Source organism: Pontibacter sp. CAU 1760 (assembly GCF_054482735.1).
Map to the genome: position 1 here is coordinate 330,402 of NZ_JBTLRL010000002.1, position 20,520 is coordinate 350,921.

At 52.4% G+C, this 20,520-nt stretch carries 17 protein-coding genes; 12 read left to right on the plus strand and 5 right to left on the minus strand.

The features are described 5' to 3' along the window. Positions 1 to 141 precede the first annotated feature (141 nt). From hpt to ACXYMU_RS03905, 8 genes are all read left to right on the plus strand, one after another. Positions 142 to 684 (plus strand): hypoxanthine phosphoribosyltransferase, encoded by a 543-nt coding sequence (gene hpt / locus ACXYMU_RS03870; protein ID WP_458985036.1) that lies wholly within the window; start codon positions 142 to 144, stop codon positions 682 to 684. Between the two features lie 107 nt (positions 685 to 791). Then, the gene (locus ACXYMU_RS03875) at positions 792 to 1,385 is read left to right on the plus strand and encodes an adenylate kinase (RefSeq protein ID WP_458985037.1); all 594 of its coding nucleotides are present in this window, start codon (positions 792 to 794) and stop codon (positions 1,383 to 1,385) included. A 21-nt stretch (positions 1,386 to 1,406) separates the two neighbouring features. Beyond that, positions 1,407 to 2,399, plus strand: coding sequence for a GTPase ObgE (gene obgE, locus ACXYMU_RS03880; protein WP_458985038.1), 993 nt, complete (start codon positions 1,407 to 1,409; stop codon positions 2,397 to 2,399). Between the two features lie 246 nt (positions 2,400 to 2,645). Beyond that, positions 2,646 to 3,206 carry a nucleotide exchange factor GrpE gene (locus tag ACXYMU_RS03885; RefSeq protein WP_458985039.1) on the plus strand — a complete coding sequence of 187 codons (561 nt, stop codon included), beginning with the start codon at positions 2,646 to 2,648 and terminating at the stop codon, positions 3,204 to 3,206. Between the two features lie 3 nt (positions 3,207 to 3,209). Next, entirely contained in the window at positions 3,210 to 4,364 is a 1,155-nt protein-coding gene (dnaJ, locus tag ACXYMU_RS03890; RefSeq protein ID WP_458985040.1) for a molecular chaperone DnaJ, read from the plus strand. A 211-nt stretch (positions 4,365 to 4,575) separates the two neighbouring features. Next, entirely contained in the window at positions 4,576 to 5,487 is a 912-nt protein-coding gene (locus ACXYMU_RS03895) for an ABC transporter ATP-binding protein (protein WP_458985041.1), read from the plus strand. Then, positions 5,480 to 6,838: an ABC transporter permease gene (locus ACXYMU_RS03900; protein ID WP_458985042.1), complete on the plus strand. Its 1,359-nt coding sequence runs from the start codon at positions 5,480 to 5,482 to the stop codon at positions 6,836 to 6,838. Before ACXYMU_RS03895 ends, ACXYMU_RS03900 begins: the two co-directional genes overlap by 8 nt. An 87-nt stretch (positions 6,839 to 6,925) precedes the next feature. Beyond that, positions 6,926 to 7,807, plus strand: a complete 882-nt coding sequence (locus tag ACXYMU_RS03905) for a ChaN family lipoprotein (protein ID WP_458985043.1) — start codon at positions 6,926 to 6,928, stop codon at positions 7,805 to 7,807. A gap of 91 nt (positions 7,808 to 7,898) precedes the next feature. Here the strand turns inward: ACXYMU_RS03905 and ACXYMU_RS03910 are convergent, their stop codons facing one another. Next, positions 7,899 to 8,246 carry a HesB/IscA family protein gene (locus ACXYMU_RS03910; protein ID WP_458985044.1) on the minus strand — a complete coding sequence of 116 codons (348 nt, stop codon included), beginning with the start codon at positions 8,244 to 8,246 and terminating at the stop codon, positions 7,899 to 7,901. Between the two features lie 161 nt (positions 8,247 to 8,407). On the opposite strand from ACXYMU_RS03910, the gene ACXYMU_RS03915 reads away from it, so the two are divergent. After that, positions 8,408 to 8,941 carry a DUF7935 family protein gene (locus ACXYMU_RS03915; protein WP_458985045.1) on the plus strand — a complete coding sequence of 178 codons (534 nt, stop codon included), beginning with the start codon at positions 8,408 to 8,410 and terminating at the stop codon, positions 8,939 to 8,941. Between the two features lie 88 nt (positions 8,942 to 9,029). Here ACXYMU_RS03915 and ACXYMU_RS03920 read toward each other — a convergent pair whose 3' ends face one another. The 4 genes from ACXYMU_RS03920 to ACXYMU_RS03935 all read right to left on the minus strand — a co-directional run bounded on the left by ACXYMU_RS03920 (position 9,030) and on the right by ACXYMU_RS03935 (position 16,375). Next, entirely contained in the window at positions 9,030 to 10,118 is a 1,089-nt protein-coding gene (locus tag ACXYMU_RS03920; RefSeq protein WP_458985046.1) for an aminotransferase class V-fold PLP-dependent enzyme, read from the minus strand. Positions 10,119 to 10,216: 98 nt separating this feature from the next. Beyond that, positions 10,217 to 12,109 carry a phosphoglycerate dehydrogenase gene (gene serA / locus ACXYMU_RS03925; protein ID WP_458985047.1) on the minus strand — a complete coding sequence of 631 codons (1,893 nt, stop codon included), beginning with the start codon at positions 12,107 to 12,109 and terminating at the stop codon, positions 10,217 to 10,219. 132 nt (positions 12,110 to 12,241) lie between these two features. Beyond that, complete coding sequence (bshA, locus tag ACXYMU_RS03930) at positions 12,242 to 13,378, minus strand: N-acetyl-alpha-D-glucosaminyl L-malate synthase BshA (RefSeq protein WP_458985048.1); 1,137 nt, start codon at positions 13,376 to 13,378, stop codon at positions 12,242 to 12,244. 72 nt (positions 13,379 to 13,450) lie between these two features. After that, on the minus strand, positions 13,451 to 16,375 hold the full coding sequence (locus ACXYMU_RS03935; protein ID WP_458985049.1) for a glycoside hydrolase family 3 N-terminal domain-containing protein: 2,925 nt from the start codon (positions 16,373 to 16,375) through the stop codon (positions 13,451 to 13,453). A 470-nt stretch (positions 16,376 to 16,845) separates the two neighbouring features. Between ACXYMU_RS03935 and mutL the strand changes: the two genes are divergently transcribed. From mutL to ACXYMU_RS03950, 3 genes are all read left to right on the plus strand, one after another. Then, the gene (gene mutL, locus ACXYMU_RS03940) at positions 16,846 to 18,702 is read left to right on the plus strand and encodes a DNA mismatch repair endonuclease MutL (RefSeq protein WP_458985050.1); all 1,857 of its coding nucleotides are present in this window, start codon (positions 16,846 to 16,848) and stop codon (positions 18,700 to 18,702) included. Positions 18,703 to 18,809: 107 nt separating this feature from the next. Then, positions 18,810 to 19,592, plus strand: a complete 783-nt coding sequence (locus tag ACXYMU_RS03945) for a rhomboid family intramembrane serine protease (protein WP_458985051.1) — start codon at positions 18,810 to 18,812, stop codon at positions 19,590 to 19,592. A 6-nt stretch (positions 19,593 to 19,598) separates the two neighbouring features. Further along, on the plus strand, positions 19,599 to 20,516 hold the full coding sequence (locus tag ACXYMU_RS03950) for a rhomboid family intramembrane serine protease (RefSeq protein ID WP_458985052.1): 918 nt from the start codon (positions 19,599 to 19,601) through the stop codon (positions 20,514 to 20,516). Positions 20,517 to 20,520: the final 4 nt, after the last annotated feature.

The window sequence follows — 20,520 nt, forward strand, 5'->3', positions numbered from 1 at the left end:
AAACAGGTTAAGCAGGTAATATTTGGGGTGTCTAGCGTGTCTGCGCCCACTATTCTGCTACTTAGTTTACATTAGCCCAGCCTTTGGTTGGGCTAATTTTTTATTTATCCTTACCTTTGTACAAGCTTAAAAATACAATCCATGGATCCGCGTACCATTCAACTGCACGACTGCGAGTTTAGCACTTACATTTACGAAGAGGAAATTATTGCCCGTACCGTGATGTTGGCGGAGCAGATTGACAAGGACTATGCAGACAAGAAACCTTTGTTTCTGGCGGTTCTGAATGGCTCTTTTATGTTCGTGGCTGATTTGCTGAAGCGGATTTCCATACCGTGCGAAATCTCTTTTATCCGGCTTTCAAGCTACCAGAACACGCAAAGCACTGGCAAGGTAAAAGAGATCCTGGGGCTGACAGAAGACCTGCGCAACCGCCATGTGGTAGTGCTGGAGGATATTGTGGACACCGGCCATACCGTGCACGGACTGTTACAGCAGTTAGGAGAGCATCAGCCAGCCTCGGTAGAAGTGGCGACACTGCTGCTGAAGCCAGACTGCCTGCAGCACCCCCTGGATATCAAATATGTGGCAAAGCCTATCCCGAACGACTTTGTGGTAGGGTATGGCCTCGATTACAATGGCTTGGGCCGCAACCTGCGCGACATATATAAGATCGTTTCGTAACCTTGTTGGCAGGTCGTTGCGTTTAGCAGGCTCTAAGTCGCTGCCAGTGGCGCATTAGAAAGTACATAGATAAATCCATACATTTGCTTTTATTAGATAGCTAAGATATGCTCAACCTCGTTTTGTTTGGACCTCCAGGTGCTGGTAAAGGTACCCAAAGCCAAAAACTGATTGAAAAATATAACCTGATTCACCTTTCCACAGGTGATTTGCTTCGCTCCGAGATTGCCGCAGGCACAGAGCTGGGACTGGAAGCGAAAAAACAGATGGACGCCGGCCTGCTGGTTCCGGATGAGGTGGTGATCGGCATGATCGGTAACAAAGTGAAGGAGCGCCGTCATGCTGCAGGCTTTATCTTCGACGGCTTCCCGCGCACCGTGCCGCAGGCCCAGAGCCTCGACAAGCTGATGCAGGAGAACGGCACCGAGATATCGAGTATGATTGCATTGCGCGTGGATGACGAGGAGCTAACGCAGCGCTTGCTGCTGCGCGGACGAACCTCCGGGCGCCCAGACGACCAAAACGAAGAACTGATCCGCAAACGCGTGCTGGAGTATAACACCAAAACAGCACCCGTGGCAGACTATTACGCAGGACAAGGGAAATACCGGGCCGTAGATGGCATCGGGGAGATCGATGAGATCTTTAATGCCCTTTGCCAGCAGATAGATGCGATTAATGACAGTGAAGAAAAGAAATAAATATACCTAGGCCTACCTGATTTGGCATCAAGCAACTTTATAGATTACGTTAAGATTTGTTCGCGCTCCGGCCACGGAGGCGGCGGGTCTGCCCACTTACACCGCGATAAGCTGACTGCCAAAGGCGGGCCCGACGGAGGGGACGGAGGCCGCGGAGGCCATATTATCCTGCGGGGCAATGCCCAGCTATGGACGCTGCTGCACCTGCAGTACCGCAAACATGTCATTGCCGAGAACGGGCACAACGGCGGGCCTAATCACTCGTTTGGCGCCCAGGGCAAAGACGATGTGCTGGAGGTGCCTTTGGGTACCATCGCACGGGATTCGGAGACTGGCGAAATTAAGTGTGAGATCACTGAAGACGGCCAGGAGATCATCCTGACGCGTGGTGGACGCGGCGGCCTCGGCAACGCGCACTTCAAATCGCCTACCAACCAGACGCCACGCCATGCCCAGCCCGGCGAGCCCGGCATTGAGGAGTGGGTGATACTGGAGTTGAAACTACTGGCCGACGTGGGCTTGGTGGGCTTCCCGAATGCCGGCAAGTCTACACTCTTGTCGGTGGTGTCGGCTGCCAAGCCAAAGATCGCCAATTATCCCTTTACCACCCTGGCTCCCAATTTGGGCGTAGTGGCTTACCGCGACTACAAGTCCTTCGTGATTGCTGATATTCCGGGTATTATCGAAGGCGCATCGGAAGGCAAAGGCCTGGGGCTTCGCTTCTTACGGCACATCGAACGGAACTCCATGCTGCTTTTTATGGTTTCTTGCGAGAGTGCCGACATTGCAGAGGAGTACGAGGTGCTGCTGAATGAGCTGCGGAAGTTTAACCCGGAGCTACTCGACAAGCAGCGCATCCTGGCTGTCACGAAGTCTGATATGCTGGACGAGGAACTGGAAGCGGAGATGCGTGCGACGCTGCCAAAGGATTTGCCGACCGTGTTTATCTCCAGCATCTCCGGGAAAAACATTATGCAACTGAAAGACATGATCTGGAATGCGCTGAACAGCTAAGCCCAGGTTATCCATCATACAAACAGATCGGTAGCAGGTGTAAAAGCCGTCTACCGATTTTTTTATGAAGCCTGATGGACACTGGTAGTATAAACCACTGTGCAGGTAGCTGCCTTTGTGTTGCGTAAAAGCCACCATCAAGGCAGGAGTATACTCTTTGAATGTGCCAATCTGACACGACAGCATGTTTGGCAAGTTAATTGACAAAATGTAGAGGACCTATCAACCTAATTTTTTAAAGGCATTATGTCAGAGAAAGATATTAAGCAAGAGCAGGAGAACGAAGAAGTACAAGATAATACTGCCAATGCGGAAGCAGAAGCGGAGGACGAGCAGGCTACGCCAGAAGAGGCAGAGGCCGAAATTGGCCCGGCTGCAGAACTGGCAGAAATGAAAGACAAATATGTGCGCCTGATGGCTGAGTTTGAGAACTTCAGACGCAGAACAGCCAAAGAGCGCATTGAGCTTTCTAAAACCGCCACGCAGGACCTGATGGGCGATTTGCTGCCGGTACTGGATGACATGGAGCGCGCGCGTCAATCAATCGAAACGACGAAAGACGTGGATGCTATGCTGCAGGGCCTGGAGCTGGTGTTCCACAAGCTGAAGCACGTTACGCAGCTAAAAGGTTTGAAGCCAATGGATATCAAGGCGGGCGCTGACTTCGATAGCGACATGCACGAAGCCGTGACCCAGATACCTGCCCCATCAGAGGAACTGAAGGGTAAGATTGTAGATGTGATTGAGAAAGGGTATACCTTAAACGACAAGGTGATCCGTTTCGCAAAAGTGATAATAGGAGCGTAAGCTATGGCTAAGAGAGATTATTATGAGGTTTTGGGGGTAAGCAAAGGTGCTGCACAGGATGAGATCAAGAAAGCCTACCGCAAAATCGCCATTAAATTCCACCCGGACAAAAACCCGGATGACCCGACCGCTGAAGACAAGTTTAAAGAGGCTGCCGAGGCATACGAGGTACTAAGCGACCAGCAGAAGCGCCAGCGCTATGACCAGTTCGGTCATCAGGGTATGAACGGCGGCTTCGGCGGCGGCGGTGGCATGAACATGGAGGATATTTTCTCGCAGTTCGGCGATATTTTTGGCGGCGGAGGCGGAAGCCCATTCGAGAGCTTCTTCGGCGGCAGCGGCCGCTCAGGCGGTGGCCGGCGGACCCGCAAAGGCAGCAACCTGCGCATCAAGCTCAAGTTAAACCTGGAGGAGATTGCCAACGGGGTTGAAAAGAAGATAAAGGTAAAACGCTACGTAGCCTGTGCTACCTGTGGCGGAAATGGGGCCAAGAACGGCACCGATATGCAAACCTGTAATTCTTGCCAGGGCTCTGGCCAAGTGCGCAAAGTCGTGAACACCATGCTGGGCCAGATGGTATCCACAGCCACTTGCCCGACCTGTAACGGCGAGGGCCGTATTGTAACCCACAACTGCGAAGCCTGTAAAGGAAGCGGCCGTGAGTTGCAGGAAGAGGTCATTACGATCAATGTGCCAGCCGGTGTTATGGATGGCATGCAGCTGTCGATGGGGGGCAAGGGCAATGTGCCGGAGCGTGGCGGCGTGCCAGGCGACCTGTTGATCCAGATTGAGGAAGAGGCGCACCCAACGTTGAAACGCGATGGCAACAACGTGATTTATGACCAGTACATCAGCTTCGTAGACGCTGCATTAGGTGCTGAGATTGAAGTGCCGACCATCACCGGCAAGGTGAAAATCAGCATTAAACCAGGTACGCAGAGCGGTGAGATCTTCAGGCTGCGCGGCAAAGGCGTGCAGGATATAAACGGGTATGGCAAAGGCGATCAGCTCATCCATATCAACGTGTGGACGCCGAAATCAGTGACTACTGAGGAGCGTGCCGTACTGGAAGGGCTCCGTGCATCCAGTAACTTTGTACCGCACCCGGGCAAAAACGAGAAAGGCTTCTTCGAGAAAGTAAAGGACTATTTCCAATAGCGTTCACTCCCCGGGAAACCATCAGGCAGGCCCTGCTTTTCGAATAGAAAAGCAGGGCCTGCTGCTTTTTCAGAGCCTTAGCGGCTAGCTATGAAACTGCTCTTGGTCTTACAGATTACCCGGTTGGTCGATAAATATTGATAAAGCCTATACATAGTTGTTGTATATCCTGAATAAAGGTATTTTTGGTTAAATCAAATCAAGACTGACTTTGAGCATTCTGAAAATTGACAGCGTAACCAAGACCTACGCCAACTACACTGCCCTCGACCGCGTGAGCTTCGAGATTCCGGCAGGCTGCATATTCGGGTTATTGGGGCCAAACGGTGCGGGCAAGACCTCCCTCATCCGGATTATCACTCAAATTACTGGTGCCGACAGCGGTGAGATCTATTTTAAAGGGGAACGCCTAAAGCCCGCGCATATCCAGGACATTGGTTACTTGCCCGAGGAAAGGGGCTTGTATAAGAAGATGAAGGTAGGGGAGCAGTTGCTCTACCTTACCCAGCTAAAAGGGCTGAGCAAGGCCGAGGCCACTGCCCGCATCAAAACCTGGGTAGACCGCTTTGAGATTCGTGATTGGCTGGGCAAAAACATAGAGGACCTGTCTAAGGGGATGCAGCAGAAGGTACAGTTTATCGCTACGGTGCTGCACGAGCCTTCCCTGATTATACTGGATGAGCCGTTTTCAGGCTTTGACCCCATCAACGCCAACCTGATCAAGGACGAAATCCTGCGCTTGCGGGACAATGGGGCTACCATCATCTTCTCGACACACCGCATGGAGTCGGTAGAGGAACTGTGTGATTATATTGCGCTCATTAACCGGGCACAGAAAGTACTGGATGGGCCGGTGAAGGAGGTGAAGGACGCCTATAAAACAGATACGTTCCAGGTGATCGGAAACGGGCAGCTGCTGGTTACTTCGCCAGACTTCCAGGTAATCGAGCAGCACGACCACCATGGCATCTTCAGGGCCCACATCAAGCTCCTGAACGACACCACACCTAACGATCTGCTGCGTTACCTCATCCAGCGCGTAGAGGTGCACTCGTTCGTAGAACTGGTGCCAAGCATCAACGACATCTTCATCCAAAAAGTAAAGGAAACCCACCATGTCTAAAATCTGGTTGATTATACAGCGCGAGTACCTGACACGCGTGCGCAAGAAGAGCTTTATCATCATGACGCTGCTGACTCCCTTGCTGCTGGCCACGTTCATGATCCTGCCGGGTTTGCTGATCTCCATGTCCGGTGACACTGAGACGGTGATGGTGCTGGATGAAAGCGGCCTGTTTGAGGGAAAGCTCAAAAACCAGGAGGACCTGCAGTTTATCCCGCTGGCGGGGTCGCTGGAGCAGGCCAAGGCGGTATACCAGGAAACAGACTATACTGCGCTGTTATACATCCCGGCTATCTCTATAGACGCTCCTGACGACATCGTGCTGTACGGGCAGAAAAACACTAGCCTCCAAACGCAGATACGGCTGGAGAATGTGTTGGAGAAGGAGATAGAGAACCAGCGTTTCCTGGCTTCGGGCATCGACCGTGCGACCCTCGACAGAATCAAAGCCAAAATAGATCTGAGAACGATCAACCTCAGCGAGGAGGGTGAAAAGGGCAACAACGCCATCGTGACTTCGGCAGCGGGCGTCGTGAGCGCTGTGATCATCTACTTCTTTATCTTCCTGTATGGCGTACAGATTATGCGTGGCGTGATCGAGGAGAAGACCAGCCGCATTGTGGAGGTGATGATCTCGTCAGTGAAGCCTTTTCAGCTGATGATGGGCAAGATAGTGGGGATTGCCGCTGTGGGCCTTACACAGTTTCTGCTCTGGATTGTGCTTTCCTTTATAGCGGTTACAGGCGTGTCAGCTGTTTTTGGCGTGGATGCGGCACCGTCGCCAGCAGCCCAGTACGCTGCCGGGCAGATGGCTGCGCAAGGCCAGGAGCTGGAAGAAGAGGAAGCCGGTGAAGTGAAGAACCCGGAAGGGGAGAATGAGATCGCCAATACCATACTGGATATCAAGCAGAGCTTCTCTAACCTGAACATCGCCTTGATTTTCGGCTGCTTCCTGTTTTACTTCTTAGGCGGCTACCTGCTTTACGGCTCCTTGTTCGGGGCCATTGGTGCAGCTGTGGATAACGAAACGGATACCCAGCAGTTTATGATGCCGATTACTATTCCGTTGGTCATCTCGTTTATCATGTCTTACTCGGTGGTGCTCAAGAACCCGGATGGGCCTGTTGCGTTCTGGATGTCTGTTATACCCTTCACCTCGCCGATTGTGATGATGGTGCGGGTGCCTTTTGGGGTGCCTGCCTGGGAATTGCTCCTGTCGATGGGGCTGTTGGTGCTGGGCTTCATCTTTACCACTTGGATCGCCAGCCGCATTTACCGGGTCGGCATCCTGATGTATGGCAAAAAAATCAACTACAAAGAACTCTCGAAGTGGCTTTTTTATAGGGTATAACCATCAGCGGGGCTTTTATCATGTATAAGTAGCTAGCCTGAAAGGGCTGGCTGTTTGTTTGTATATTGAATTGTAAACTACTTGTAGATGAAAAAGGTGCTGTTACTTTCTATCCTGTTCCTGTTTGGGCTGCTACAACTAAGCTGGGCGCAGGGCAAGCCCGCCTACAGGTTGTTTACCAAAAAAGGGAAGCCGGTAGCATACAGCAAAATGCTGAAGGCGCTGCAGGAGGCTGATGTGGTACTGTTTGGCGAGCAGCACAACGACCCCATAGCCCATTGGCTGCAATTGGAAGTGGCAAAGGACTTGCACCAACAGCATCAAGGTACCATGGCCATTGGGGCAGAGATGTTTGAAGCGGACGTGCAGCTGGTGCTGAATGAATTTCTGGCTGACCAGTTGCCTGAAAGTACGCTGAAGGAAGAAGCACGGCCGTGGCCCAACTTTAAGACCGATTACCTGCCTGTGCTGCAGTTCGCGAAGCAAAACGGTATTCCCTTTATCGCAACCAATGTGCCGCGCCGCTATGCCCGCATGGTCTCGCGCGGAAGCCTCTCGGCCCTTGACTCGCTCTCTCAGGAGGCAAAAGACTATATGGCACCACTGCCTATTGAGGTGAACATGGAGTTGCCGGGGTATAAGCACATGCTCACGATGTTCGGCGGCAACACCCACGGTACAGCTACTAGTACCTATATAGTCGAGGCGCAAGCTCTAAAGGACGCAACGATGGCGCACTTTATATCAAAGCAGGCAGCACAGGGTAAGCGGGTACTGCACCTGAATGGCGCATACCATTCAGATAATTTCGAGGGAATAGGGTGGTACCTGAAGCAGGAACAGCCAAACATGGAAGTACTTACGATTACCACGGTGCTGCAGGATGACCTGATGCGACTAAAGAATGGCAACTGCGGAAAAGCAGATTATATCCTGGTCGTGCCGAAATCCATGACCAAAACCTATTAGGAGGTATAACTGATAAGCGAAGGGGTATAAAACAGGAGCGCCCGACTATTTGCTAGCCGGGCGCTCCTGTTCAAAGAGAATTTATACGTCTTTATGCAGAGAAAGAGCTGCCGCATCCGCAGGTACTCTTCGCCTGTGGGTTGCTAAAGGTAAAGCCACGCGCGTTCAGGCCATCCTGGAAGTCTACTTCCATACCCATTACGTACATGCCGTGCTTCTTGTCCATGATCAGTGTCAAACCGTCGATGTTAAACGTCTCGTCAGAATCCTTCGGTTTATCAAAGCCCAGGAGGTAAGACATACCAGAGCAGCCACCGCCTTGCACGCCTACGCGCAAACCGTATTCAGCTGGTACGTTTTTTTCTTGCATTATATTTCTAGCCTCGGCTAAGGCTCTTTCAGTCAGAGTGATAGGTGCAGTTTTAGTTTCTGTTGCCATATTGAGTCCGCTTTTATTTGTAGCCACAAACTTACACAATTCTAACGAATTATGCGAAAGCAGCTGTTGGTTGTACTTTTTAAACAGCCAAAGGGCTGAAATGATTCAGGTATCTTACGTTAAAATTTTACGATATTTAAGCCTTAAACAGTCAGCATCGCATGGATAATTTTCTTGTTTTTATCATAGACCTCTTAAAAATTGCCTTACCGGCCTTAATCGTCGCTTTGGCTATGTACTACCTGGTAAAGCAGCATTTTGAGCGTGATTATAAGATGCGCTTGCTGGAATTGCGGCAGAAGAGCGCCGAGGTGGTGTTGCCCATCAGGTTGCAGGCTTACGAGCGCATTGTACTGCTGCTGGAGCGGATTACCCCAAGCAATTTGCTGTTGCGTGTGGGAGGTTCCGGGCAAACGGCCACAGAGTACCACCGGGTATTGCTTAACGAGATCAGGAATGAGTTTAACCATAACCTGTCGCAGCAGGTGTATATGACGGAGCAGGCCTGGCAGCAGGTAAAGCATGCCCGCGAAGAGGTAGTGAACCTGGTGAACAAATCCTACAAAGAGCTGCCGGAAAACGCCCGCGGCCCGGAACTAGCCAAACGTATCCTCGAAACCGTTATCAGCAACGAGCACGACCCGACAAGCCCTGCCCTACACTATGTAAAGCAGGAGATAGGCCAGGTGCTGTAGAGAATACAATCAGTATACACAACGCCAAAGAGGCTCCCATGTCAATCTTCAGATGACACAGGAGCCTCTTTGCTTTAATAGCTGTGCGTTACCCGAACAGTTCCTGCAGCTTTACAATCAGGGTTTTCACGTGCGCGATGCTGTGTGCCGGGAAGTTCGCAATCCGGATCTGGCTTTCTTTGTACTTGCCATACCCACTACCCACAGCCATATTAAACGGGGCCAGGCGCTGGTTTACTTCGGAGGCAGCAACTGCGCTATTCGCCACAATGGTAGTAGGGGAGCGGTGTGCGGCGGTGGCTACGGCAGGCGTAAAGGTGCTGCTTTGCTCAAGGTAGGTATAAATAAGTTGGGCTTTTGCCGCAGTTTCCTCCCGGATTACTTCCACGCTCTTGGCATTCATGTCCTCCAGCACCTTCCCGAGCAGGTAGATGCCAAGCACGTTAGGCGTTTCAACCGTCTGGTTTGCCTTGGCCTTGCTGAGCATAGAGGGCAGGCTGTGATAGGACCCAATAACCTTCCCGCTGGCAGCCAGTGCTTCGGCCTTGGCAATACAACGGTCGTTTACCAGCCACACCCCTAAACCAGCAGGCAACCCAAAACACTTCTGTACCGAGAAGTATACCGAATCCACCTGGGCAAAGTCAAACGCGGGGTTTGGCAACGAAGACACGGCGTCCACATAAATCAGTGCGTCTGCAGCGGCCTTTTGGCGGAACTTGTTAATATTCGCCACAGGAATGCAGGCCCCGGAGCTGGTCTCGTTCTGGATAAGCGCAATCAGCTCGGCAGTGGCAGGCACCTCAATGGCATCGACATCAAACCCCTCGCTGAAAGGCACCTCGTGCTGCTGCGCATTGCAGCCCAGTTCCTGCGCTGTTTCAAAGAATCTGGCAGAGAAAGAGCCATTCACTAAGTGAAAGCTTTCCTGCTGCGCCGTGTTCTGAAGCGCGCGTTCCCATACCTCCGTTGCCGATGCCAGAAACAGCACCTGGTAGTTGTCCGGCAGCTGCAAAAGCGTGCGGAGCCCGGTTACGGCATGGTCAAAAATCTCTTGAAACTGCTTGCTGCGGTGTGAGATGCTCCCGATCTTCTCCTCCAATGCCGTTTGCATGTGCTGGGGCACGGTAGGGTATAACTCTGAAGGGCCGGGCGTGAAATAAATTTTGTTGTTCATGGTATGATCTGCTCGTTTGCAGGTGTTCCTGGTGAAAGGTGTTGAAGCCGATGGTAGCTGTACTGTTTAAGACGCAACAGCAACCATCGGCACTGCAATTAATACAGCATTCTAAACTTAATGGTGTTTGGCACGTGGCGCATGTCGTTCACCAACTGCTTGTCATACTTCTTGTCCACGTCTGTGATCACATAACCCACGTGCTCATTTGTTTTGAGGTACTGGCCCAAAATGTTCACCTGGTTTTTGGCAAGCACATTGTTGATGTTCGCTAATACGCCCGGCACGTTCTCGTGGATATGGATAAGGCGGTGCGCGTTCTTAAGCTCCGGCAACTGGATGTTGGGGAAGTTAACGCTTTGGTACGTGTTACCCGAGTTGATATAGTCCATGATGCGGTTCGGAACGAAATTAGCGATGTTCACCTGCGCCTCTGATGTGCTGCCGCCGATGTGCGGGGTCAGGATAACGTTTGGCAGGCCGCGCAACGCACTTTCGAACGGCTCGCTGTTGGTAGCGGGCTCGTGCGGGAACACATCCACCGCAGCTCCGTTCAACTTTCCGGATTTAAGGGCATCCACCAGTGCTTCGATATCCACCACATGCCCGCGACTTAGGTTCAGGAAAATAGCGCCCGGTTTCATGGCGGCAAATTCTTCAGCTCCAAATATATTCTTGTTATCTGGTCGTCCGTCCACGTGCAGCGTCACGAAATCGCATTTCTCCAGGAGTTCTTTCAGGGTATCGCACTTGCGGGCATTGCCCAACTGCAGCTTCTCCACTACATCGTAGTAGTACACTACCATGCCCATCGCCTCTGCCAGCACCGATAGTTGCGCCCCAATGTTGCCGTAGCCCACAATGCCCAGCTTTTTGTCGCGCACCTCAAAGCTGCCCGCCGCCGACTTGTCCCAGTTGCCCTCGTGCATTTTGTTGCTCTTACCCACAATGCCGCGGCTTAGCATGATAATCTCGCCGATGGCCATCTCCACCACGCTTCGGGTGTTGCTGTAGGGCGCGTTGAATACGGTAACCCCAGACTCAAGGCAGGCATCCAGGTCTATCTGGTTGGTGCCGATGCAGAAAGCGCCCACGCTCATAAGGCGGTTGGCGTGTGCCAGTACCTTTTTAGTAACATGGGTTTTGCTGCGGATGCCCAGAATCGAAACGTTCTGGATCTTTTCGCAGAGCTCCTCTTCGCTCAGTGCACCCGGTATAGTTTCTACCTGATAGCCCTCGTGGCGGAACATTTCCACGGCTCGTGGATGAATGTTCTCGAGCAGCAGCACGCTGATCCTGTTCTTGGGATAGGAGATGGCCATCGGTAGTTTGTTCTGGTATAAAAACTCATCGAGGCTAGGCGCGATATGCTCGGCTTTGGCTACCACGCTGTCGCGCACCACGTTCTCGGTGAAAGCGTAGAACTTGTTTGCCAGCCCGGCCTCTTTTATTTCATAATCGGTATAGCCGTCGCCAATCACATACACATCTCCGGTGAGGGCTAGTTGCTCCAGCAGCTTGATCTTGCCTTTGTCGAGGCTCAATACGTTCTCCTCGTCAAAACCGATGATGTTACCGTTCTCGTCCAACTTGAATGTGTTGGCATAGATGTTTTCTTCCTTTATGCCGTATTCCGTTACAATCGGGGTGATGAACTCCTTGAATCCGCTCGATACAATAAAGATCTGGTCAGAGTATTCCTTCAAAAACTCCTTGTTCCGGCGAACTGACTCGGAAACCTTGTCCTGGAGCCGGGAGATAAGTTGCGGGAGGTGCTTCTGGTGTGCCTGTAGCAGCGCCAGTCTCTTGGTCAGGCCTTTGGTAAAGGAGCTCTTTCCAGCCATGGCACTGTCGGTTAGTTCCTGCACTTGCTGCAGCACGCGCTCCTTTTCAGGGTCGCCGTCCAAAGAAATCTCGCCGAGTTCGTCAAGGGCTTCTACTTTGGTAAAGGTACTGTCAAAATCGATGATGAAGTATTTGTCTTTGCTCATAATCTGGTTACTGAAGAAGCGCATACATTTCTATGGCTTCGGGATTTAAGGCACCAAAATAAACAAAAAAGAACCGGTAACATACTGTCGGCCGGTTCTTTTTATGTAAATGCTTTTATTTAATTGCTGAGGCTATAGCAATGCAAGTTGTTCGTCAATCGTTTTTTGATAAAATTTCTCATAAAGTGGTACGATTTTGTCAACGTCGAATTGATGTGCGCGGCGTAGTGCATTGGCCTTAAACGTAGGCAGGTTCCTGTCGTCCAGAATGTGCAGCGCATGCTTCACCATCTCGTCAATAGCGCCCACAGGACTCGTAAAACCGGTATCCCCGTCGATGTTCAGCTCCGGAATACCGCCCGCATTGGTCGATACCACCGGCACCTCGCAGGCCATTGCCTCCAGCGCCGCCAGTCCGAAGCTCTCCTTCTCCGAAGGCATCAGGAACAGGTCGGCAATAGAGAGTACTTCTTCCACGGCATCCAGCTTGCCCAGGAAACGCACATCGTTGCAAATGCCTAGTTCGCGGCAAATTTTCTCTATGCGTGGCCGGTCCGGGCCGTCCCCTACCAACAGCAGCTTGCTGGAGATCTTCTCATGTACCTTGGCGAATATCCGGATCACGTCCTCCACGCGCTTCACCGCCCGGAAGTTGGAGGTATGGACCAGCAGCTTCTCCTCATTCGGGCTGATGGCCATCCGGAAATGCTCTTTTTTCTGCCGCTTAAACTTCTCGAGGTTGATAAAGTTAGGGATAACTTCGATGTCCTTCTCAATCTGGAAGTAGTCGTAGGTTTCGGAGCGCAGGCTGTCAGACACGGCTGTTACCCCATCCGACTGGTTGATGCTAAATGTCACAACCGGCTCAAAAGAGGCGTCTTTGCCGACCAGCGTGATGTCGGTGCCGTGCAGGGTGGTGATGATCGGGATGTTGATCCCCTTGGTGCGCAGGATCTGCTTGGCCATGAAGGCGGCAGAGGCATGCGGGATGGCATAGTGCACGTGCAGCAAATCCAATTTCTCGAACTTAACGATGTCTACCATCTTGCTGGCCAGCGCCAGCTCATAGGGCGGGTACTGAAAGAGCGGGTAAGTGGGTATAAAGACTTCGTGATAAAAGAGGTTCTCGTTAAAAAGGTCGAGGCGGGCGGGCTGGCTGTAGGTGATAAAGTGCACCTTGTGCCCCTTCAGTGCCAGTGCCTTACCGAGTTCTGTAGCTACCACGCCGCTGCCCCCGAAAGTAGGATAACAAACTATGCCGATTTTCATTATGCTATATCTATAAAAAAGAGAGGTGCAGCCAACTTTTGTTGCTGCACCTGCTAAACTACCAATAATCGTTTATGTTTTAGGAATGATGGCTTTGTATATAACATCATGTATTCTGGTCCGGATGTTATAGGTGACCAGTTTATTGTTCCCGGCATCCGGATATACCCTGTTCGACAGGAAGATATAAATCAGCTTGTTCTCGGGGTCTACCCAGGCCCCTGTTCCCGTAAATCCGGTATGACCGAAGGTGCTCATCGGAGCCAGGTCAGACGTTGGGCCGTGGCCTTCCGGTTCGGGCTTGTCCCAGCCAATGCCGCGGCGGCTGCTCTTGGACTGGCGCTTTGAGAACTCGGCTACCACGTTGGTGTTAAAGTAGTTTTGCCCGCCATAGTCACCGTTCTGCAGGTTCATTTGCAGCAGGATGGCCAGGTCGTTGGCGTTTGAGAACAGACCGGCATGGCCAGCCACGCCGCCCAGCATCGCGGCACCCTGGTCGTGCACACTGCCCCAAATAAGGTTATGCCGGAAATAGCGATCCTCCTCTGTCGGGGCGATTACTTCGCGGGTATGCTTCAGCAAGGGCTTATACGTCATGGTGGTCATACCCAATGGGGTATAGAAGTTCTGGTCCAGGAACTCATCAAGCGGCTGGTTTAGCATCCTCTCGGCTACGCGCTTCAGCACATAAAAATCCAAGTCACTGTACTTGTAAGGGTATCCCTTGCCGTCTTTGGCAGCAGGCAGCATCCTGGACTTCACGGTCCAGGTCCAGAGCGAGTCTTCCATGGTCTTGATAGAGTAGAAGCCCGGCGTTACCTCGTTCGGGTATCGGTCTGTTTTGATGCTGGCGTAGAACATCTGCTTCGTTTCCATGGTCGCCAGTGTCTTCTGCCAGTGCGGCAGCACCGGAAGCAGGCCCGCTTGGTGCGTCAGCACGTCGCGCAGTACCATGTGCTCTTTGTTGGTGCCCTTCAGCTCAGGGAGGTAGCTCGATACCTTGGCATCCAGCTGTATCTTGCCCTGGTCTTTCAGGAACATGATGGCCTGCAGGGTAGCAGCCACCTTGGTAATAGAGGCCACATCGTACACGGTGTTGCGCGTAACAGGCTTCGTCTTTTCGTAGGTATAATACCCATAGGCTTTGTCGTAAATCACGGTGCCATCTTTCACGACCAGCACCTGAGCCCCTGGGGTTGCGGCATAGGCGATCGCCTCCAGGGCAATGTTGTCGATCTGCTGCAGTACCTTCGAATCCATCCCCACACTTTCCGGAGAGCCATACTTCAGGCGGTTGACCGGTTGTATTGGCACGCCGGTGCCGGCCAGCAAGGTGCGGGAAGCCGTAACAGGCAGTTTGCCTTTGGCGGCACGGGCCCCAAACAGCGCCTGTGGCACCAACGCGCGTGCCATGGCATTGTCTTCGTAGCCGCACACCAGCCATTTGCTGTCTTCAAAAAACTTGAGGCTGTATGGGTTGCCCATCACCACCACAACTACTTTCTTATTGGTGCGCTCCTGCAGGTACTGTATAAAAGCCCGTGTACCCACCCCAACGCCGAAGTCTTTGGTAGGCGTGAAGTTCATGTTGTGAATGCTCACCACCACTAAGTCATTGTCCTTTAGCTTGGGTATGATGCGGGTGAAGGCGGAATCAGGGGCATAGCGGTCTGGTATGGCCAAACGGTTAACGGTGGCATAGTTTGCCAGCATGTCCTGGAAGGCGTTGCCCGCCGGAGCCCCGATGGCTACAGAGGCAATGCTCAGGGTATCGAGGTTGCGGAAGGGGATGAGGTTACTTTTGTTGCGGGCTACCGTAACAGAGTGCTCGTAGAGTTGTTCCTGCACGACTGCGCTAAGTGGTCTGTCAATCTCCTCTTGCAGGTTTTTCAGTTCCACAGGCTTGTACTTGACGGTGCCAGACCAATATTTGGCGTGCAAGATGCGCCGCACGTGCAGGTCAATTTCTTCCTGCTTCAACTGCCCTGAGGCAAGCGCCTCTTTAATTTTTCTAACCGCTGTAGGCACGTCCTCCGGAAACAGCAGCACATCGTTTCCGGCCAGCAATGCCTTCAAGTCCACTTCGCCAGGCTTGTGGTAGCTGCTTACCCCCTTCATGTTCAGGGCATCCGTAAAAATGAGGCCCTTGAATTTCATCTTCTCGCGCAGCAAACCACTTACCAGTGCCGGCGACAGCGTGGTTGCCAGGTTTTTGGTAGAGTCGATGCTCGGGATATAGAGGTGCGCCACCATCACACCCATCACGTCAGCCTCAAAGGCTTTCTTAAAAGGGTATAGTTCAATGTCGGTCAGGCGCTTCACGCTGTGCTTCACAACGGGCAAGGCATAATGCGAATCGGTATCAGTATCGCCGTGGCCGGGGAAGTGCTTGGCCACGGCCAGCACGCCATGGTCTTGCAGGCCCTGGATATAGGCAATGCCGCGGCGGGTCACCTCTTCCTTCGACTCACCGAAAGAGCGGCTACCGATCACCGGGTTGGCGGGGTTCACGTTCACGTCCATCACCGGCGAGAAGCTCACGTTCACGCCCAGTCGCTTCATCTTCAGGGCGATCTCGCGGCCCATCAGGTAAATGTACTTCTCATCGTCCAGGGCGCCCAAAGTCATCTGGCGGGCAAAGTGCATGCTGCTGTCCAGGCGCATGTCCAGGCCCCACTCGGCATCCATGGCAATCAGCATGGGTACCTTCGCCTGGCGCTGAAATCGATTGGTGAGGACTGCCTGGCGCTTGGGCCCGCCTTGCATAAACATGATGCCCCCCACGCCATACCTGCTCACCAGGGTATCTATCTCACGGAAATGCTTTTCGTTTTTGTTAGAGTAGGCGGCCACCATAAAAAGCTGGCCGATGCGCTGGTCAGGAGAGAGCGTCGCCATCACGCTGTCGACCCATAACTTTTCCTTAGCATCCACCACCACTTCCTCCGATGGCTTTAAAGACATCAGTGGCCCCATGCCGAGAAAAACAAGAATCAACAACCCTAAACTAAAACTCTTCAACATCCTCTACTGCTATTTTTTAATAATTGGAACAAGTCAAAATTAAGCCTAATTTTGCAAAAGGCGGTTCAGAAATCAGACTAATTTAAGCAGGGGTACCGTATTTGCCTTTTGCTCGTTTTGAGCGGGGAAAAGAGTCTGAACCCTGCCTTCAGCAAACGTGGCCCCCAAGTGTAGCCCTACCATACTACCGCCACCTGCCAGTGCATTTGTAAATGCAGCCCCGCCACAATTTTTAGACGGAATTAAAGGGCGAAAGTTAAAGCGGATACTTTTAGGCTTTTCCTGATTCCAGAAACAAATCAGTCTGTAAATTAATAATAAATTTAACTCTGAATAAGTTCTGATTTACATATTTAGCAAAGCAAAAATTTAGCCGCAATGGCTGTAATCAACTGATTTAGAGAATAAAATTTATATATATAAATAAGTAGCTAACGATCCGGATGCCTGACATCATACACTTACTGCCCGATTTTTTGGCCAACCAGATTGCCGCTGGCGAAGTAGTGCAACGCCCTGCCTCGGTGGTGAAGGAACTCCTGGAGAATGCCGTGGATGCCCGCGCATCCACCATACAGGTGATTGTGAAGGAGGCCGGGAAGCAGCTGGTGCAGGTGGTGGACAACGGCGTGGGTATGTCGGAGACGGATGCCCGCATGTGTTTTGAGCGCCACGCCACCTCCAAAATCAGCACCACCGAAGACCTGTTCCGAATCCGTACCATGGGGTTTCGGGGCGAGGCGATGGCCTCGATCGGTGCGGTGGCGCAGGTAGAGCTAAAAACCAAGACGCGCCACGCCGATACCGGCACCAAGCTGCTGGTAGAGGGTTCGACAATAGCTTTGCAGGAGCCGGTGGCAGTGCCGGAGGGTACTTCCATAGCGGTAAAGAACCTGTTTTACAATGTGCCTGCCCGGCGGAACTTCCTGAAATCCAACGCGGTGGAGATGCGCCATGTGCTGGATGAGTTTCAGCGCGTGGCCCTGGCATACCCCGAAATAAGCTTTGCGTTGCACCACAACGACACAGAGGTCTTCAACCTGCCAGCAGGCAAGTTGAGCCAGCGCATCGTCAGCCTGTTCGGGAGCAATTACAAAGAGCAAATGGCCTACTGCGAGGAAGACACCACCTTCCTGTCGGTAAAAGGCTATATCGGCAAGCCGGAGCACGCTAAAAAGTCCCGGGGCGAGCAGTTCTTCTTCGTGAACAACCGCTTTGTAAAGAGCGGTTACCTGAACCACGCTGTGATGACGGCCTTTGAGGGGTTGGTGCAAAAAGAGAATCACCCGTTCTATGTGCTCTTCATCGAGCTGGAGCCGGAGAAGATCGACATCAATGTGCACCCCACCAAAACGGAGATCAAGTTCGAGGACGAGAAGACGGTATATGCCATTGTGCACGCGGCCGTGAAGAAAGCCCTTGGCACCTACAACATTGCACCTTCACTTGATTTCGACCAGGACGTGAACTTCGCGCCTCTGCAGCCGATCCGGGTGCAGGGCGGTTATTACGAGTTCGACCCGGAGGGCAGCGCGAGGTCTGCGGGCGGAAGCACTGCCTTTCCGGGGTTTACGCCGCCTGCCACTTCCCGCAGGGCAACCTCCAAAGGATGGGAGCAGCTGTATGAGCCCATGAAAGAGCAGCCGGCACAACAGGAAAGTACCACCTCCGCCTTTTCGGGCATGGGACTGCTGGACGATGCTTTTGCCGCGCCTGACATGCCTACCGGTTCGTCGAACAAGGCGATCCAGATACACCAGAAATACTTGTTGGTGCAGGTAAAGTCAGGGGTGATGATCGTGGACCAGCAGGCGGCACAGGAGCGCATTCTGTATGAGAAGTACATGGCCTCGATGCAGAAGAAAATGGGAGCCTCACAGGCGCTGCTGTTCCCGCAGACACTGCAGCTTTCTCCCACAGACGCCGCTTTACTGTTAGAACTGGCAACCGAGTTCCGGGATATGGGCTTTCTGTTCGAGGACTTCGGCGGCAACACAATTGTTCTGAACGGTATACCGGCTGATGTGCAGGCGGCCAGCGAGAAAGAACTGTTGGAAGAACTGATCGAGCAATTCAAAAACAATTCGGCCACGCTGAAGCTTGATAAACGGGAGAACCTGGCACGGGCCATGGCCAAGCGCCTTGCCTCCCGGTCGCTTTCGCGTATGTCGGACCTGGAAATGAATTCACTCGTAGATAAGCTGTTTGCCTGCCAGGTGCCGAGTTACGCGCCCGGTGGCCAGAAAACACTGGTGATCATGGAGCTCGGTCAGTTACACGATCTTTTCCAGAAAGGCTAAGTTTAGTGACAGCTTTTGGCGGCAGGCAGGAGTAGACCAATTTGAAACAAGTACCGGCTTCGTAGAGAACGACTCTGGCCGGATGTATACGACAAAGAAAACGACAGATGTTCAATATCACCCCCATGGTCAGGAATCTCCTGATCATCAACGTGGTTGTATTCTTACTACAAAACGGCGGCATTGTCAGCATGGACAATTTCGCCCTTCATTATTTTGGCTCCGATTACTTCAGGCCGGTGCAGCTCTTTACGCACATGTTTATGCATGGCAGCTGGGGGCACCTGTTCAGTAACATGTTCAGCTTGTTTATTTTCGGGCCGATGCTGGAGCGCTTCTGGGGGCCACAGCGCCTGCTGGCTTTTTACCTGATCACAGGCCTAGGCGCCAGTTTGCTTTATACCGGGGTGCGCGCTTACGAACTCAACAACCTAGAGCAGGAAACCGCCGTGTACCTGGACAACCCCAACCCGGTGGCATTCAATAACTATATGGATGAGCATCTGCGGCCCGGAGCGGGCAGGGAGTTAGCAGTGGCTTACCTGCGCAACCCGAATGAGATGCAGTATGTGGAGGCCAGCCGCGACATGGTGCGCCAGGTCTACAGTGCCGTGTTCAATAGCCCATTGGTAGGGGCGTCTGGTGCTATTTTTGCTATATTGATGGCCTTCGGCATGCTGTTTCCGAATCTGGAGCTCATGCTGCTGTTCCTGCCCGTCCCGATCAAGGCGAAGTACTTTGTACTGTTTTATGGGGCATATGAATTATACGCCGGTTTCAACCGGACACCGGGTGATAACGTAGCACATTTTGCGCACCTTGGCGGCATGCTATTCGCGTATATACTCGTAAAGATGTGGCAGCGGAAGGATTATCAGGATAATTTTTAAAGGACAATGAGCATCATTGAAGATATAAAGTACGCTTTCCGGCAGCCTAACAATACGTTAAAGCAGCTTATTCTCATCAACGTGATCGTGTTTGTGGTGCTCATCATCACACGCACGATCCTCTACCTCACGGGGGCTTCGGGCTTTTATAGCCTGATGATGCAGTACTTGGCGCTCAACTCATACCCGCTAACCTTCATTACCCGCCCCTGGACACTGATTACCTATTTTTTCACCCACGAGGGCTTTCTGCACATCATCTTTAATATGCTGAACCTGTATTGGTTCGGGCAACTGGTGCGTGAGTATCTGGGGGAGAAGAAGTTGCTGAGCCTTTACCTGCTGGGTGGTATAGCCGGAGGGGTTTTATACCTGCTGAGCTATAACTTTATACCTTATTTTGCCGACCGGGCTGCTTTCTCGATGATGATCGGCGCCTCTGCCAGTGTATTGGCCATTGTGGTGGGTGCCGCCACGCTCCTGCCAGACTTCTCCTTCAACCTGATTCTGATCGGGCCTGTCAAGATCAAGTACATTGCGGCGTTTCTGGTGTTGCTGTCTATTTCGGGCGCAGTGGGCGATAACGCGGGTGGTAATATCGCGCACATTGGCGGTGCTATCATCGGCTGGGTGTTTATCAAGCAACTACAACGCGGCAACGACATGGGCCGGCCCATTCATGCCGTTCTCGATTTCTTCACAAACCTGTTCAAGCGGCGCCCGAAACTCAAAGTGTCGCACCGCAACAGTGCGCCTGTTTCGGCCACTGCATCTGCCCGCAGGGGAAACGCAACTGTGAACGGCAACAGCAAGCCCGATCAAAACGAGATAGACCGCATCCTGGACAAGATTTCCAGTTCGGGGTATGAGAGCCTGTCCAAGGAAGAGAAGCAGAAGTTGTTCCAGGCCAGCCAAAAAGACTGATCCA

What these genes read in the sequence shown, in the direction of transcription:
- hpt (WP_458985036.1), top strand. Translation starts at nt 142, where the DNA reads ATGGATCCGCGTACCATTCAACTGCACGACTGCGAGTTTAGCACTTAC.
- ACXYMU_RS03875 (WP_458985037.1), top strand. Translation starts at nt 792, where the DNA reads ATGCTCAACCTCGTTTTGTTTGGACCTCCAGGTGCTGGTAAAGGTACC.
- ACXYMU_RS03885 (WP_458985039.1), top strand. Translation starts at nt 2,646, where the DNA reads ATGTCAGAGAAAGATATTAAGCAAGAGCAGGAGAACGAAGAAGTACAA.
- dnaJ (WP_458985040.1), top strand. Translation starts at nt 3,210, where the DNA reads ATGGCTAAGAGAGATTATTATGAGGTTTTGGGGGTAAGCAAAGGTGCT.
- ACXYMU_RS03900 (WP_458985042.1), top strand. Translation starts at nt 5,480, where the DNA reads ATGTCTAAAATCTGGTTGATTATACAGCGCGAGTACCTGACACGCGTG.
- ACXYMU_RS03905 (WP_458985043.1), top strand. Translation starts at nt 6,926, where the DNA reads ATGAAAAAGGTGCTGTTACTTTCTATCCTGTTCCTGTTTGGGCTGCTA.
- ACXYMU_RS03910 (WP_458985044.1), bottom strand. Translation starts at nt 8,246, where the DNA reads ATGGCAACAGAAACTAAAACTGCACCTATCACTCTGACTGAAAGAGCC.
- ACXYMU_RS03915 (WP_458985045.1), top strand. Translation starts at nt 8,408, where the DNA reads ATGGATAATTTTCTTGTTTTTATCATAGACCTCTTAAAAATTGCCTTA.
- ACXYMU_RS03920 (WP_458985046.1), bottom strand. Translation starts at nt 10,118, where the DNA reads ATGAACAACAAAATTTATTTCACGCCCGGCCCTTCAGAGTTATACCCT.
- serA (WP_458985047.1), bottom strand. Translation starts at nt 12,109, where the DNA reads ATGAGCAAAGACAAATACTTCATCATCGATTTTGACAGTACCTTTACC.
- bshA (WP_458985048.1), bottom strand. Translation starts at nt 13,378, where the DNA reads ATGAAAATCGGCATAGTTTGTTATCCTACTTTCGGGGGCAGCGGCGTG.
- mutL (WP_458985050.1), top strand. Translation starts at nt 16,846, where the DNA reads ATGCCTGACATCATACACTTACTGCCCGATTTTTTGGCCAACCAGATT.
- ACXYMU_RS03945 (WP_458985051.1), top strand. Translation starts at nt 18,810, where the DNA reads ATGTTCAATATCACCCCCATGGTCAGGAATCTCCTGATCATCAACGTG.
- ACXYMU_RS03950 (WP_458985052.1), top strand. Translation starts at nt 19,599, where the DNA reads ATGAGCATCATTGAAGATATAAAGTACGCTTTCCGGCAGCCTAACAAT.